Origin of the sequence: Accumulibacter sp. (genome assembly GCF_029255145.1) — a bacterium.
Taxonomy (GTDB): Bacteria; Pseudomonadota; Gammaproteobacteria; order Burkholderiales; family Rhodocyclaceae; genus Accumulibacter.
In genome coordinates this window covers 73,011-89,270 of sequence record NZ_JAPUVQ010000050.1, presented here as the reverse complement: position 1 = coordinate 89,270, position 16,260 = coordinate 73,011, and the positions used below count along the sequence as shown (strand labels likewise).

The 16,260-nt window shown below is 62.6% G+C and carries 5 protein-coding genes; all 5 read right to left on the bottom strand.

Annotated features, from left to right (window positions below; translation table 11 throughout):
* Positions 1–1,992 (bottom strand): DEAD/DEAH box helicase (locus tag Q1L50_RS05735; RefSeq protein WP_300336626.1); only part of this gene is annotated, 1,992 nt, incomplete at its 3' end.
* A 34-nt stretch (positions 1,993–2,026) separates the two neighbouring features.
* Complete coding sequence (locus Q1L50_RS05730) at positions 2,027–9,559, bottom strand: hypothetical protein (protein WP_300336624.1); 7,533 nt, start codon at positions 9,557–9,559, stop codon at positions 2,027–2,029.
* Between the two features lie 4 nt (positions 9,560–9,563).
* Positions 9,564–9,695: a hypothetical protein gene (locus tag Q1L50_RS05725; protein WP_300336622.1), complete on the bottom strand. Its 132-nt coding sequence runs from the start codon at positions 9,693–9,695 to the stop codon at positions 9,564–9,566.
* Between the two features lie 22 nt (positions 9,696–9,717).
* Complete coding sequence (gene pglZ, locus Q1L50_RS05720; protein ID WP_300336620.1) at positions 9,718–12,465, bottom strand: BREX-2 system phosphatase PglZ; 2,748 nt, start codon at positions 12,463–12,465, stop codon at positions 9,718–9,720.
* Positions 12,462–16,145 (bottom strand): DUF6079 family protein, encoded by a 3,684-nt coding sequence (locus Q1L50_RS05715; protein ID WP_300336619.1) that lies wholly within the window; start codon positions 16,143–16,145, stop codon positions 12,462–12,464. Before Q1L50_RS05715 ends, pglZ begins: the two co-directional genes overlap by 4 nt.
* Between the last annotated feature and the right edge of the window lie 115 nt (positions 16,146–16,260).

Sequence of the window (16,260 nt, the reverse complement as noted above, 5' to 3'; positions counted from 1 at the left end):
CTGGCCAACACCCTGACCATCAAAATTCACCGGATGGCCAGCCCAGCTCATGATCGCGCTATCGCCGCGCTCCGCGAGGAACTCACCCTGCAAGATTTCCCGCATCCGGAAACCGGGGCAAGAATGACCTTCGCCCTCGTCTAAAGTGCCAACCGGGTTTCCTCCGAGATCAGGAAATCTGAACTTGCTCTCGAGTTTTTCCCAGATCATCGATTCGACCGTATCGGGATTCCGAAGCGATACGACCCGAACTGGCTTGGTTTGACCGTACCGATTCAATCGGCCCACACGTTGATGCAGGCGCATCGGATTCCAAGGCAGATCGACATGGATCAGCGCGCTGCAACGCTCCTGAAGGTCAATCCCCTCCCCGCCTGCCTCTGTCGACACCAGGAACCTCAGCCGCCCTGCGTTAAATGCGTCGCAGGTATCTTCTCGCCGAGCCGACAGTGCAATCACGCTACGATCAGGGTGGCGAACATCTTCCAGCCTGTTGTCGCCATTCATAAAGCCAACGGACTGTCTGCCGAATCGTTCCATCAGTGCCGCTACAACGAGAGCTTGCGTTCGCTTGTACTCAGTGAAGAGCAAGACTGGTTGATCTGTGAACCGCTTGCTGATGACGTCGAGAACCCTTGCAACTCTAGTCTCGCTGACTACCGCGCGGCCAGCGGCCAACAGATCGTCAAGATGGCGCCCCTCGTCTTCCATGAGTTGGATGCGATTGCGCTTGTCATTACGGAGCCACTCCTCGAAGACGCGCCCAGCGTCGTCTGAAGACGAATCGTCAGCTTGACTGTCTAGTTCGGCCCGGGTCTTTGCGGCCATAGAGACCAGCCGACCGCGTCGAGTCTCCAAAGCCGACAGGACTGCGGCAACAGAGCTCGACGCGAGTTTCTGCAGCGCAATCAACACCAGCATCACCTGCCCGCCTTCCACTTTTCCAAGGCTTGATGCATACGCCTTACCGGCCATGATGAAGCTGGACATCAGTTCGTAGAACGATTCCTCCTCCCGCGAATAGGTGAAGGTCTCCGGGAACTGTTCAATTGGCACGAAGAGACGATTACCCTTCATATCCGTTGCTTTTTGCTTCGCGTTCCGGATAAGAAACCTTGGCAAGGCTCCCAACATAGAGCCTTCGTTTCTCTTCGGTCCAAATACCTGGGGATCCAGCAAGCTCATAAGTGACCAAAAACCGTAAGCCTTTCCACGGTGAGGCGTTCCGCTAAACAGCAGACATGACGGCGTCTTGCCAGCTGCTTGCAGCTTCTCTACGAGTTCAAACCCGTGGGTCTTTGTTGCGCCCTCCTCAGCGTTCAGGTGATGCGCCTCATCAACGATGAGCATGTCCCACTGAGGAGCTTCCAACAGACGATCATGCCTTCCCTTGTGGTCCGCTCTGAGTGTGGGCAGCGACGCAATGACGATCTGATGGATGCCCCAAAAGTCAGACTTGTGGGTATCCAGGTCGGGGTGATACACGGCAGCCCGGATGTCGAACATCTTCTTGAGACGCTGTTGCCATTGCTCAACCAGCTTTGCAGGGGCAAGTATCAAGAGTCGTTGCACGGTGCGGTTAGCCAAGAGCGGCCACAAAATCAAACCCGCTTCGATCGTTTTCCCCATGCCGACATCGTCCGCAATCAGCAGCCGGATTGGCCAGGTCTTAAGGGCGCGGTGGCAAACCCAAAGTTGATGAGGCAGGAGCGAAATCCTCGACCTGGTGAACACACCCCAGGAATCGTTTACCGATCGGATCGCAGCGGCCTGAACTCGCAAGGCAACCTCCAGTGAGGGCGCTGTCTCCTGGGTTCGGATGGCATCGTCGAGGGAGGTAATGACCAGCAGTTCCGACGCCAGGACTTGCTCGATGCCATGGGTGAATCTGACGACGGCGGTATCTCTGTCCGTCAGCATCACCTGGCCAATACCATGGCGTTGATGCCTGACGTTGGCACCCGGGTGGAGAGGTCGCAGTGTTTCGCTCATGCTCTTTCGCCCTCACCCACAGTTTGTTGTTCATTCACAGCGGTCCTCCCCCGTTAAGCGCAAGCACTCGGGCACGCAACGCAGCGTCCGACGCAACAAGCTGAAGAGGTATGTCGTACGCACCGTCGAAATGCGCTGCCTCTTCTCCCAACTCGTCGACCAGGGCCTGATAGATCTCCTGGCTAGTAGTCGGGCGATCGTATCCCATGCCCTCCATCATGGCGCAGAGACTCTCATTCGGCATATACGCTAGTGCCCGAGCGACAGGCCCTCCAAGCAGACCAGCGCGTAGCAACTCCCTGATGATCAGATGTTGACCCAACCGAAGCATGCCGCGCATCGTCGGCGCGTCAATCCCCGAACCGCTCAATGAGGCGTCTGCGCTAGGGGCCAGAAGGCTCCGGGTCTGGCTTGACTCTCGAAGATCGACCGTTGAAAAGATGTGGACGTAGACATCCAGCCACCGAGCAACTCGATAGAGGCGCGGGAAAAGGTCCATCCACTGCTCGAACAACGGTGAGTCCTCCTGGATCTCGCCGTACTCTCGAAGGATGCCCATCCAGCCCTCTGCATTGAGATCCGGCGAACCCTCACAGATCGTTGCCCACCACCCCCGCGAGTGCAAATACTCCAGAAATCCCTTGTTCTGCGCATCGGTGACGCGACCAATCCGGCGCATCAGACCAAGGCTGAACACCATCATCCAAGCCTGTCGGTTGAACGGGGTGGAACTCAGTGCGTCCCGATTGGCATGTGCCGGCCACAAATCTCTGTCATAGGCCAGCAATCTCGCATGCTGTTCTTGCTTCCACCAAGCATGGATGGCATGCAGGTCAGGAAACATCGCGTAGTCGTCGACAATTTCTTCATCGCTGATGGTCACGAGGCCAAGCCGGGTCAGCAAGATAGTGCGACCTGATTCGTCGAGCTCCTTGATGGCTTCCGAGTCGGGTGCCAGCGCAAACAACCAACCAGCGTTATGCCGACGCGACAGCAAATATTCGATGGTCTGATGACTGTACAAGTTCGCAAGGATCCACCGCACCGCGGCCTGCTGCACCTCAACACCTCGGGCAGCCATGATCCAGCCTGCGACAGTGGACGGATCAAAGGACGCATTTGGCAGGTACTGCAGTACCGTATCCCACGCTGCCGGCGCAACCCAATATTCATCATCGAGTTTGGCATTAGGTGGTGCAAACAAGGCCAGAAGGTCTACTCCAGAATGCCCCTCACGCAGAAGGAGTCGGCTCATTTGCCACGTGCCGTCTTTAGCGCGTAGCTGAACCTTTTCGAACCCGGTGCGCCAGCCATAATCTTCCATCAGGCCTGATGGCCACTTGTCGATCACAGCCGCGATGTGCTTGATATCATCCGGAGACATGCACGCCTCGGGGAGCAGCGAGAACAGCGCCGCTCGATCAAGCGGCAGCAGTGTTGGCTGCTCACCCTGATCCGCGCACTTCAGCCATGCCGCGACCTCATCACTGCACCACGTGGACTTTGGATGCGTCTGAGCGAAGATGGGCCACTCTGCGACCACAGGCAGAACATCCCTCATCCGGTCGAGATCGACCGACAGCCGAAGCGCCGGAACCCTTGCGAAAGCCGCATCTGGGCCAGGGAGCCCATTGGGCACATCGCCGGTAGCCTCCAGAATCGCACTGAACAAGGCAAGCGAAAACTCGTGCAGCAGGCGAGCATCCTCCGAAGGATCGTCAGGTAGATCCGAGAGGTTCACCGACTGCCAGAAGCTGGCCCAAAAAATGGCAGCACTCTGTGACCCTGTGCAACCCAGATCGGCTCCACACACGGACCAATCGCTGCGGCTCTCTTTGAGCAACGCGACAACCCCGATGCTAATTACCTGCGCGAGCCTTTTGGCCTGCTCAGCGTTTCGCCTCGCGGCGCGCCCGGAAGCGAGATTGGCGCGGCCAGTGTCGATCTGGAAAGGGGCGTTCAGGACAAGTCCATGAGCGGAGGTGCCACCGGTTGGCGCTGTAACCCAAATGGCGGGTACCGGGTGTCGCTCGGAGCGTTCGAAGGTAGCTACGCCGTCGTTACCGAGACGCAAGACCGCGGAACCAAGCGACGACTCGAAGACCAAGATTCGGGAGGTGACAAATCCGCTCCGAACAGGAAGCCGGCACCTGCCGACTGAGACCGTACACTCGCCCGCAACGATCACCTTTGGTAACCAATGATGAACCTCGTCATCGACGGTTACCTTACGAATCTGGCGAGCGAACACTGGCAGCAGGCCAGCGAGTGTGGAGAATCGCTCCCCGAGTTCACTGCGTTTGGAACTGTCAGGCACAGCAAGTTCTACGAGCGTCGTACGCAGCGCCTTCCCAGTCCCCAGGTGCCTTGCTTGCGATTCCCGGGTCGGGCCGCCCGGCACCCATCGTTCTGGCAGGCAGCCACCTACCACCCTGAAAGAAAGATCGCCGCTCCAAACACGTGGAGAGTCCGTCGCAAGGAGCACACTCTTGAAGCCGAGCCCGAACTTGCCCGTCACTTCTTCAGCATCGCTCTTGGCCGTAGCTCCTAGCATCAACATCCGCTCCAGGTCGCTCCCGAACTCTGACCGGACGTTGATACCGCGCCCGGTGAAGTTCACCGGGCGCCCCCAGTGCAGAAAGCGAGCTACGCCGTCGGTTTGTTCAACGACAAAGCGGCCTATCGCACTTGGATCGAACGGGGCACGTCCGTCAGCCACCTGCAGCTGCTGGAATTCAGTGACGGCATCGTCCGCGTTCTGGAACAGCTCGAAGGGGATGCTTGAAATTTCATACTGGTTGTCCGAAATGCGCTCGCGGATCCCATCCAGAATCACCTTCTGTACGTCACCGTCGCTGGCGACCACCTCACCCAGCCCTTGGACCGCCAACCGGTAGACATCTTCGGCGTTGCTGCCCCTGCGCCCATGTTCCTGAGCGCTCGCGCGATCGCGACGCGCCTTGTCAACCCGCCCAAGTGCTGCCTCGATAGTGGGATGCCTGCGTACCCTGGGAAGCTGCTGCAGCGAGTTTTGTAGACTCTCCAAAATGAGTTGGCGTGCAACCGACAGCGTGATCTGGTCAGCTTCCGCGAATGATGCCCAAAGCGCGTCAAGATTCGCATGCGGTTGATTAAACACGCGCACGAGCAGATGCTCGGCTGTCTGTTGGAGCAGCCGCTTGACATCCTCGACGCCTCGCGTCGCCAGGTCTTCCAGTGGGCGAAAGGTCATCACGACCCCGTAGCTGATCTGCCAGGAGAGGTCACCGACCAGCAATGTGTCCGCCTGGTCGTCGGGCAGCAAGGTCAGTTCAAGCCGCTTTCCGACTAGCGACTTGACCGCAACCTTGTTTCCGTCAGCGATTTTGACTACCGGTTTCACCACATTCAGCGCTTGTGTGGCTGTCATGTCACCCATCGTCCGCCGACGCCGTTCAGGCCCTTCTTCCCAACCTGGGTCGACCCAGCCAAGAAAGTTCAAATAGTCCTCAAAGGCCAAGGGCTGCAGCCAGGTTTCCGCCATGGGACGGGCGGCTGGCCCCATCAAGCCGAGTAATGCCCCTACCGCGCCTGGCGCGCTTGTTGCGGAAAGTGGCTCGAACAGTTTCGTTAATTCCTGCACCAGCGCACTGGCGTCGTACACCGGCGTGCCAGCTGCAGGCCCGAGTGCATCCGTCGGAGGCGTGCCGATGTTTCGAGTGATGACACCGCTCAGGATGCCTGTCTGGCGGTCATCCAAGAGCCTCGATTCTTCGACCCCGAAAACATCCGTGGCCAAGGTGTCTGCACGTGCCCACTGGCCGTTCATGGCGAGTAGATGCAGAGCCGGCAGCGATGCCTGCAGCTTCTCGATCGAGGTGGAACAGTTTCGCCACTCTGCCAGGTATCTCAAGAAGAGGTCGACAGCAACTTTCTCTGTGCCGAGAGCCCTGATTTCATTCAGCACAGCCTCGGCCTGAAGTTGCGGCAACTGCGACGCGATGCCCTTGACCAGATCCGCAATCACAGCGTTTCGGTCCAAGCACACCAAAGCGCGCTCGATGATCGCCCACGCAGGCAGAGATTCCAGCCGCGTTAATGACGAAATGTGGTTCACGAGAGCTTCTGGAGCCGTCAATGCGCAGGCACCGACCGACAGGTCGACGGCGCTCATCATCTGGGCCAGCACCGGCAAGGCCGATTGGCCTTCGGGAAAGAGCTTCAGCAGTCGGCTATAGCCTACGCTGGCGCGAACCGCGTCAGCGAGCGAATCCTCGCCAGCGTAGGCAAAGTCGCACTTCTCAGAAAGCGCGGCGATGTCGGCCTCCAAGCCGGCAACGCGAATCACGCTGTCGGGCGCAATGAAGCCGCCTGCCCGCAACGGAACCCATCGTTTGGAGCGCAGCAAGGGAAGTAACTCACTTGAGTGCCGAGACGGGTCGGGCAACTGATCGAGAATGTAGTGCCAGTGTTCTTCGGGCCTGGGCTCGGCCAGTACCAAATTGACAGCGGCCACTGCAGACCACGCAGGGATCCAACGAGACTGGTTCGAATAGTGGTCGGCGCCATCGGACGGGACGATGAACCTCAATCGGTGGGATACGCCTGCTGGCAGTTTCGGGCAGGCACCCAAATAGCATCTTTCATCTATGCCGCCGAAGGTACCTTCCGTGTCGAAATGCAGCGGCAACCGATGCCACGCCGTCTGATCCTTCACCTGCCCGAGGATCAGGTCCCGTTCAGCCGTGGAAAATTCTCGCGCTTCCACCCGCGTGAAATCCGTCGCGTGCCGCAGTCGACTTGTGACAGTGCTTTCCTCGACCTGTCGGAGACCCAAAGCGACCCACAGCGCACCCGGGATCTGATCACCGAGGTCGCTGGGCAACACGTTCCAAGTGTCGGCATCGACCATGCGCCAAAGCTTGACCCATGGCGTCGTGCCACCGCCAGGCTCCAGCCAAAGAGGATCGCTGGTGGATAGGAAGTGACTTGGCGAAGCATGCAAGAGGTACCGTAGGGCCTTCGCGGCCTCGGGAACTGCCAAGTCGCCCGCCGTCGCCAACCTGACCAAGGCCCGTCTCGCATCCAACGCCCCGAGCGCGGGCGGCGCGTTCGCAGCGCCGATCGCCACCAGCATGGACGTGATATCCGAGCTGGCGGGCACCAGCTGCTTCGAGGATTCCACGTCGGCTTGTACAAACGCCACGACAGCACGATCGACAATCAAAGGCGCCGACTTCGGCAATGCCGCCGCGAGCGCTGGGAGGTGCCCGAATCGGTTTACGGCATCGGAGACCTTGAAAAGCAGGCGTCGCTGGTGCACCCCAAGCAGGTCTTCCAGCGACACGCCGGTAACAGAACGGTCCCTGACGTTAGTCGCGCGTAGAACCCGCAGCCCACGATGGCTGAGCATGAACGGCACTTGCTTGCCGTCATCGCCCAGTGCCTCGATAAGCTGTTCCGCCGCCTTCAAGACGGACTCCACAGTGCCGTGCTCAGCCGTTGCCCCGCGCTCCAGGCGCTCAATTTCACGGTGAAGGGTGGTCAGCCATGCTGCAACATCGCTCTCTCGCGGAGCAGTCGCAGGCTTGCCCGGGGGCGCGCCCAGATCACCCGGGAGCAGCACAGCATGGGTGTCAGCCGCCACCAGCTTGCGGTAGAGTTGCTCTGGGATGGCACCCTTCGCCGCCACACCTTGAGGGCCGATTGACAGCCGTCGATCCGGGGCGAGGAACGACACCAGCTTCTGAAAAAGCGCGCGGTTGGCGCGAACAGCCGGCAACTCGATCTGGAGCATCACTCCCCTGAGCAACGCCACCAGCGCATCCTGGACCCGGCTCGTGCCGACATAGGGCGTCTGCTCCATCTCCAGGAACTGGATGAGGTACCCGAGCAAGGTCTCGCTCGCCAAGGTCTTCGCGCCAACGCCTTGCAGCGCGGTAAGCAGCGCCGCTTCGTCCCAAGTCGATGGCGCAGGTGCGAGAGAAGGCGCATCGTTGTCGATAAAGACCACACCACTAAGCTTTGCAAGTCCGGGCAGCGCTTGCCACGGCCGAGAGTGGTCTCGCATGGATGGATTTGGAAGAGGCAACATCCTGGCGGCGTCAAGCCGAACCAAGGTCCAAGATGGGCCATCCGCGCTCAAGCGTCGAACCCATGCAACCTGCCTGCAAACATGTGCGCCAAACGCCTTGAAAAAGCCCGTCGCGGCGGATTCGCCATCAGGGGCACACTTTGCGATGGCGCCGGTGAGCGCGGTCAGTTCCTCGTCGCGCAACCCATTCGCGCGTGCGTAGGCGTCCAGTGCGGGCAAGAACTCCGGAAGCACCACCTCCTGCGCCCGGGACTGGTTCCAGTGCTGCAACACCAGCTGCTGCGAGGCATGGCGTGGCAGATTTTCACGGGGCACATGCAATTGTTCGTAGTCCGCACTGCCGCGCCGACCGGCGTCAACAAAGAACTGCCCATGTAGTACGACGCGGTGCTCCCGGGACGTATTCGGCATCTGCGCGACATAGTTCAGACGCAGCTCCTCGGTCGGCAAGAAAACAGCCCACTGCAGCACGAGGCGTCCGACGCGCTTGTCTGCATGTGCAAACATCACAGCACCTTCCGGGCGCGCCTTGTCCGGAACGCTGCCCCACTTTCCCGAATCCAGGATCGCTATGGACTTGGGCCAGCTGTCATTGCTACGAAGCGACGCGAATGGCTCCGACGAGGTGGCGACGCGTTGCGACACCAAGAACCGCAAATGCTCCGGCCTTGGGCGTTGATCAGCCGCGGTCCCGGCGCATTGCAGACGATCGTTCTCGTGGTCCAAGCGGCGCGTGCCGTCGTCGCTGAGTTGCAGCTGGACCCTGAATGCGCGCCCACCCGCCGCGCCTGCAAAGCGAGCGGTATGAAGGTGCCGAAGCAGCGGCAGCAGCAGTCCCAAACGCTGGTCAACGTCCGCGACCGACAGGAAGTCCAGATCCTCAGCGTCGCGATCACCGGGGAATCGGTCGATAATGCCTGGCAGCTTCTTGCCATCCAGTTCGGCAAGATGGTCATGCTGCCTAAGCGGCACCCAAAGCATGAACCACGTGTTGCCGTTGCGAGCTTCGTCTTGATCGCGGGCCACGGCCAAGAGGCTCGTTCGATCAGCTTCGCTGATCTGCTCCCAGCGCTGGTGGGTTTCAGAGGTGTTGTCGTCACCGAACCACGGGCTCAGAATCTCGCAGTGCTCGTCCCGCCCGTCGAAAGCAACGTAGAAGAAGCTCTCGCACAAGTGGAAAACGCTCTTCATGCCGAGGCCGAACTTGCCGATCGCGCCGTCATCGGCAGCCTTGCCGTTCAGCCCGAAGGACTTGATCGCCTGCTTATCCTTTGGCTGGAAACGTCCGTCATTTAGTACCCAAAGCGCCGGGCCTTGGAGCAACGGATGGTCAGCACCCGCGGTAAAACCAGCGTGATGTCCGAAGACGAGGCTTCCCGCCCCCGCATCGTCCGCGTTCTGGACCAGTTCCTTCAGGATCGGAAAGCCACTCTTGTACCGATCCCGAAGGTTGTCGGCGATCAGGTTGACGTAGTTGGTTGTGTACTTCGCCATCTCGTCATTCGGCGAAGGATTGAGCAGCCTTTAGGCTGAAATTCAACGTCGTGATTCCTGGAACAATCACGACGTTGAAGGAGACCGTCGTCGCAAACGCCGGATCAAGGTTCTGTGTGTCTGGCTGAATGTCCATTTGTGTTCTCTAGCGCGATTTTTTAGGTTGCGGCTCTCGCCACTCTTGCTGCGTCGGGCACCAGAAACTGACGCCCCAGCAATTCCCGGTTCAGCTCCACCGTACCCGCCGTCTCGTCGAGCACCAGTACCGCGGCTTGATCAAGGTTGAGCACGCGCTTGACGGCATTGACAAAGCCGCTGATGCGCATTGCGGGCATGCCAAGGCGCTGCGCGAGGGCGGCTTTGGAAAGCTTCCCGCCACGAGCCGCCAGTGCCTCCAACAGGGAGCGCACCTCGGCATCGGCCGGCGCCACCCGCGCTGCCAGCGCCTTCTGCGCCGTGTAGGCGGGCGACGCCTGAAGGGCGTCGATCCAGTTCACTGCGGGCGCGGGTGCCGCGACGGGTAGCGTCCCACCGAACAGATCGATCTGTGGTGTGGGCGAAGCCAGCGGTTTCGCTCTCGGCGGCTTCTTCGGGAGCACCGGCGTTTCAGGGCCTCCTGCTGGCAATGCGGCCTCCAGCGGCGCCCACCAATCCGGTTGTGGCGCAGCCGCCACCTGCCAGCCCTTCAGCACCATGTTGCGTGGCGTAAACACGCTCAGCGGCACGACGACTTCCTGTGCCGATGCCCCGCCGTGATAGCCGTTCTTCCTGGCTCCGTGGCGGACGCCTTCCGACCAGATGCAGAGTACCGCGTTGCCGGATGGCGTCTTCACGCGACCACCCTCGAAGAGCAGCTCGCCTGCGTCTGGCGTACCCGATGGCAACCGCCAGCGGTCGCCTTCCCCCTGGCCACGCTGCACCGTGCCATCGTCGATCACATGTCCATGGTCGGCGGTGACCACGACCACCCGCCGCGCTCGACGTGCTTCGCTCAACAAGGGCCCAAGCAGCCGCAGATCATCGATCGTCCAGCGCACCCGGATCTGGTTCGAGCCGCTCAGGTGGTCGTCGACGGCGTTGTAGACGACCGCCACCACCTGCTGCTGCGGCGAGGCGATCGCATCGCGAACCGTCGACGACAAACCTTCGGCGTCTGCGAGATCGCCCTTGTGGAACACCACCGGCCTGCTCCCGGCGCGCGACGCGCCGACCAGGGCAGGATGCGTTGCGAACGCGCTCTTCTCCTGCGCTGCTGCGCCGACCACCAGGCGGCCCGACAACAGGCTGCTGCGGCTCACTTCGGTAATCGTCGGTAGCGCGGCGATACCGACCGCCAGTGTCGTCGGCGAAGCCGTGACCTGCTCGTCCCATCCCAGGGCCTCCAGGCCCTCGAAAAGCTCCCGAAAGATGGGGTAACTCAGTCCGTCCGCCACCAGCAACAGCACCGGGGTTTGCTTTGCCAGTGGGGCAAGCAAGCGTTCGACAATCGCTTCCACCGGCATGCATGCGGGTTCTGCCCGGGGCTCACGGTTCCAGACCTGCAGGGCTTGCGCAAAGCGTTGATTGAATGCCTCGGCCTTTGTGCGTGCCGCTTCGCGCAAGGCAACGAAGGCTGAAGAAAGGCCCGGCAGGTCGTCGCCGCCGAGCAGTTTGAAACGTGCCCAATCGACGAAAGCGCCTTCGCGGGCATACCGTTGCGCGAGGTCAGCGAACCCGCTTGCCCGACCTTCGCTCGAATCCTTGCTGTCTGGCCGCTCGGCGATCAGCCATCGACACAGGCGAACGGCCATCTTCACCCGCAGCATCCGTGTGCTTGCCGGATCGGCATGGGCATGGCACGTTACCGAATCGGCCGCGCCTTCGATGGCCTGAAGTTGTGCCGTCGCTGGCCCGGCCATGAAGGTCTTGAGCGCATCCGCGAGTAGTGCAAGCCGCTGCTCCAGGCCGAGCGGAAGCACATCGCTCAGACGCGCGCAGGTATCAACATGAAGCTCGCGCAGCAGCAACTCGGCGCGTTCGATCACCTCGTGACGCAAGGCCGGCGTCAAGGCCTTCAGACACTTCGCGGCGTCATTGCCCCAAAGACGTCCCTCGGCGGTGCCGATGCGCTTGCCGCCGATGAAGCGTTCGAGACGTATCGCGGCGGCGGCAAGCTCATGCACGCCTTCGCCCTGTGCCGACAGCACCACGCCGCACACCAGTCCGAGCGGGACGGCATCCCGCGTGTTGCCGGCCATTACGCAACACATGACCAGCGCGCCTACCGCTCCGGCTGAATCGCCGAGCCAGGCGGTGACCTGCGGTTTGGCCTGATCGGGCAGATCGTTGAAATACCCGGCCGCGTCGGAACCCAGAGACCAGTTCAACAGCATTGCCGCATCCGGCGTCGAGGCATCCAGACTCAGGCACCGGCCAAGGACGTGACGCCACGCCGTGTCCATATCGAGGAAGCCGTTGGGCACGGGCGGATACGCACCGACGCCGGACCGCTCGACAAGCAGTTGCGCCATCCACCGGAAACGGCCGAGTCGCGCGTCGATCTCGCGCGCCTTGAAGAGCTGCTGCACCATTCCCCAGGCGTCGGGCTGAAAAACCTGAGCGCGGGCCAGTCGGGCCACCACGTCGCCGCCCAAATCGCGTGCGGACAGCGGCGTCAACAGGATCAGGCCGGGGCAGGCCTGCTCCTCAGCGCCCTCTTCCAGCGCGGACAGCGCCTCGCGGACCATCAACGGGCTGTCGCACCAGCGCAGCCGGAACGGCCGGCCCGACAGCTTGATGGCATCCGGCCACGCCGCCTGCGTCCTGGTCTGAATGGCGATGACCTTGGCGTCGCTCGCGCGCTCCAGCACGGCGAGCGCCTGTGCCTCGAGCTGCGGCAAGGACAAAGGCCCGGTGGCACCGGTCACTTGCTGCTCCCCGGCCTTTCGAGCCGCCACGAGATCGACAGCCGCAGGTCCGTGTCCTTGTCGAGTTTGGCGTGCAGATCGTCGAGCAGCGCCAGCGCCTGCGTGCGGTCAAGGTCAGCCGCGGCGGATTCCTGCACGATTACCCGTGGCCTGGGTGCCGGCGCAGGTTTTTCCGGCGGCAGCGGCGGCGACACCGGACCGGGAGGCGCTGGCGGCGGTGCCACGGTCAGCAAGCGCACGGCCCTGCCGCGCTGGTCGTCGAGCGCCGCCTTCAAGCCGATCGCATGCTCGTCGGCGGCCAGTGTCTCGCACACCCTGGCGACGATCGCCCGCGCGGCGGTTTGCCGCTCGTCGTTCAGCGCCTTCATCGCCTCGAAGATGTCCCACGCTGCGGTGCGAACCGCTTCATCCAGTTCACGTGCCCTGGCCAGGGTCTGGCGCATGGCGACCTCGGAGGTTTCTATCGTTGCCCCGGCAAGGGTCGTGACCACCGCCGCGCTTTCGGCACTCAGCAGCCCGGCGAGCAAGGCCAGCGCCGAACGTGCCGTCTGCAGGCGACGGTTGTCGCTCGCCGCCGGGAACAAGGCCGACTTCTCGTTCAGCGTCCTGACCAGGCTGCTGATCGGCTCGCGGGCCTCACGCGCCCTGGCCTGAACTTCCTCGACCAGCCTGGCGACGTTACCCGCATGGCGCGATGTCGGGATCGTCAGACCGAACAGCGCGGCGGCACGCTTGCAGGCGGCCTCCCAGTCGCCGGGTTCGGGCAGGATCTGCTCGCGCAGCTCCAGTTCGTCCGGCATCTGGTCGATGCTCGCCAGGTAGGGGACATGGCCGCGCACGAAACGGCGATTCGTATGCCCGGCGAAGGCCAGGATGATCAGGTTCTGCACCTCGGCCGGCAGCCCCATCGCCAGCGGCTGGTCGATCCACTTGCGCAGATCGGCGACGGTGATCGCGGCGCCCGCTTTGGCCTGCTCGCGGAGAAAGTGCGAGCGCCAATGGTCAAGCAGCACAAAATGGCTCTCGCCCGTCTTGCCCAAATGCACCGGGTCGGCGATCGAGCGGATCAGTTGCCGCAGCACGCGATCGCCGACCGGCGCGCGTCCGTCGGCGCTGCCGATCGCCCGCTCCAGTTCCGGCCACACTTTTTTCACCACCGCTGGCCTCACCTCGGCATCGAAGACCGGATGCGCCGGGTATTGGTGCCTGAAGAGCTGGTCGAGCAGCGCCTCGAACGCCGATTTCAGGTTCGCCCCGACCGGCGGCAGCGGCGTCAGCGTCCGGTCCAGCGAGCGGAACTGGTCTTCGGGCGCCATCGGGTTCACCACCGCGTCGCGCGAGTCGCCGGCGATGCCGTAGGCCACCTCCAGGTATTGCCGAACCCGCTGCTGCAACTGGTCGCGCTGGTTGCGCAGCAGCGCCTGCGCCGGCCCGCGATCGACCAGCGCCAGGTGGGCGGCCAGCTCGTTGAAGCGCTCCCCGGTGAGGATGTAGTCCAGCACCACCAGCCGGCCCAGATCATGCTGCGCCCTGGCGCTGAAGAACGACGGCAGCCACACCAGGGTCTGCGTATCGTCGCCGCGATAGTCGGCCAAACGGACCAGATCGTCGGCCGGGGTGAACTGCGGGTCGTCGAACGGGAAGTCGATGACCACGCTCCAGGTGCCCGCGCGCCCGCGCAGCTTCTCGTCCGACATCTCGCGGACGTTCTCGAACAGCACCTCGACCTCGCGCCGGGTCCCGCGCCACAGCACCGTGTAGGTGGCGAAGAGGTCGTTGGTGTCGGTCACGCCGAGTTGCTCGAACAGCATCTCTTTCACGCGCCGCCGGCGGTTGCCCGGGTTGTCGCTGGAGGCAGCCGGCCCGCGCACGATGGGCTCGATGTCGACGCCGGTGACCTGGATCGAGATCAGCGAGTTGGTATCGTCGGTGACCTTGATCTCGCCGATGTCGGCCGCCCACTCCTTGCACTTGCGCAGCACGTCCTGGGTTTCGCGGCCGGGGATCGGCGAGCGGATCGTGCCGTGGTTCAGCGCGGCCAGGCGTTGCGCCGTCAGGGCCTTCAAGGAATCGACTTCCGGCACCAGCGCGCTCAGCAGCAGCGTCTTGATCAGCCGCGCATCGTTGCGCAGCGCTCGCGCCCTGGCCGGGTCGGCGTCGCCGATGCGGATGTTTTCCCAGGTCACGCCGTGCTGGCGTTCCAGATGCGGCAGCAGCTTCCGCCGATACAGCCGCTTGGCGTTGTCGAAGTGGATGCGCATCGCTTCCGAAAACGGTTCGTCGCCATCGGCGATCACGTCGAAGAGGTCGCCGACCGGGATGATCTGGCCCAGTTCCAGGTCGTCGCGCCGATCGACCAGCAGTTGCAGCATCAGCTTCAAGGCCGTGCGCTCGCGCTGCAAGGCCGCCGATACGGCAATCAGGGTCTGCACCAGTGCCGGGCTGAACGGATAGACCTTGCGGAACATCTCCTTGTCCGCGGTCTCGGTCAGCAGCGTGTTCCAGACCTCGGGCCTGACCTTCTGGAATTCATCGAAGGCGTTGCCAAGAGTCTGCCGGGCCGCTTCGGACAACGGCCGGAGCACGCGCTTCTCGGCGATCGCCGGCAGGTTGCGGTCTTCGAGCGTGATGCGGTGGAAGCGCGCTTCCCAGTGGCGCAGCACGTCGCTGAACTGCAATTGCAGCGAGCCGGCGAGGTTTTCGCCGACCAGTTCGCGCAGGTCGCGTTGCCGGGCGACGAAGCTGACCAGCGGAATCGGCCGGTCAGCGTTGCCGGCCTCGACCAGCTTGACGAGCTTGGTGCCCTCGCTGCTGACGAAGCTGACATCGGCCGCCCGGCTGGCCAGCCACAGGATCAGCTCGTCGAGGAACAGGATCACCGCGTCGTAGCCGAGCGCGTGAGCGTGGCGGCTGATGATGCTCAGGCCGTCGTCGAGCGGCACGAAGGCCTCGCCGCGGCTCTCGGCGACATCGGCGATGGCCGTGAAGTAGCGGCTGATCAGGTCGCCGACCAGGCGCACGCGGTCGTCCCCGCTCGGCGGCTCGAGCATCGCGGCTTCGAAGCTCGTCGCATCCCAGCCGCCGCTCAGCTCACCCCAGCCGCTGTCAGCGCCGCCGCCGTTGTCGTCGGCATCGGACCCCGCGTTCAGATCCCGGAAGAAAGCCTCGTCGCCGAGGCGATCGCGCATGCGCACCGCGTCTTCAAAAAGGCGCTCCGACAGGTAGAAGCCCGGGATCGGCGCCTCCGGATGGCGCTTGCGCACGAACTCGGCGTAGCCGCCGAGGATCGCCGACTCCATGCTGCGCGCACCGATCATGTGATATGGGACGAGCAGGAACCTGCGCTCCTGCGTCCAGCCGTTGTGCTGAGCGACGACGTCGGCCAGCTCGGGCATCGAGCGCGCCGACACGTTGTTGTCGAGCAGCAGGTTGAGCACCGCCATGAAGTGGCTCTTGCCCGAGCCGAAACTGCCGTGCAGGTACGCGGCCTTGCTGGTGCCGCCCTGGACCGACTGCTTGATGAAGTTCAGCGCATCGTTGAAGGAGGCGTTGAGCTGCGGCGTCACCACGTAGTCGCTCAGCGTCGCCTCGGCATGCGCCACGCCGTCGGCCAGATTGAGGACGAAGTCGCCCTGGTGCACGCGCTCCGGGATGGCGATCAGGTCTTTCAGCAGCGGCATCGAATGCTTCCTTTCCGGCGGCCCGCCCCTTGGGGCCGACATGTTGTCCAAACGAACATGTGGCGACAACCTGTTAAAAATACGATCATGTTTTTAACAGATCGTGTCGTGCGGT

Coding starts and splice junctions, on each gene's coding strand:
- Q1L50_RS05725 (WP_300336622.1), bottom strand. CDS start 9,695: ATGGACATTCAGCCAGACACACAGAACCTTGATCCGGCGTTTGCGACG.
- Q1L50_RS05715 (WP_300336619.1), bottom strand. CDS start 16,145: ATGCCGCTGCTGAAAGACCTGATCGCCATCCCGGAGCGCGTGCACCAG.
- Q1L50_RS05730 (WP_300336624.1), bottom strand. CDS start 9,559: ATGGCGAAGTACACAACCAACTACGTCAACCTGATCGCCGACAACCTT.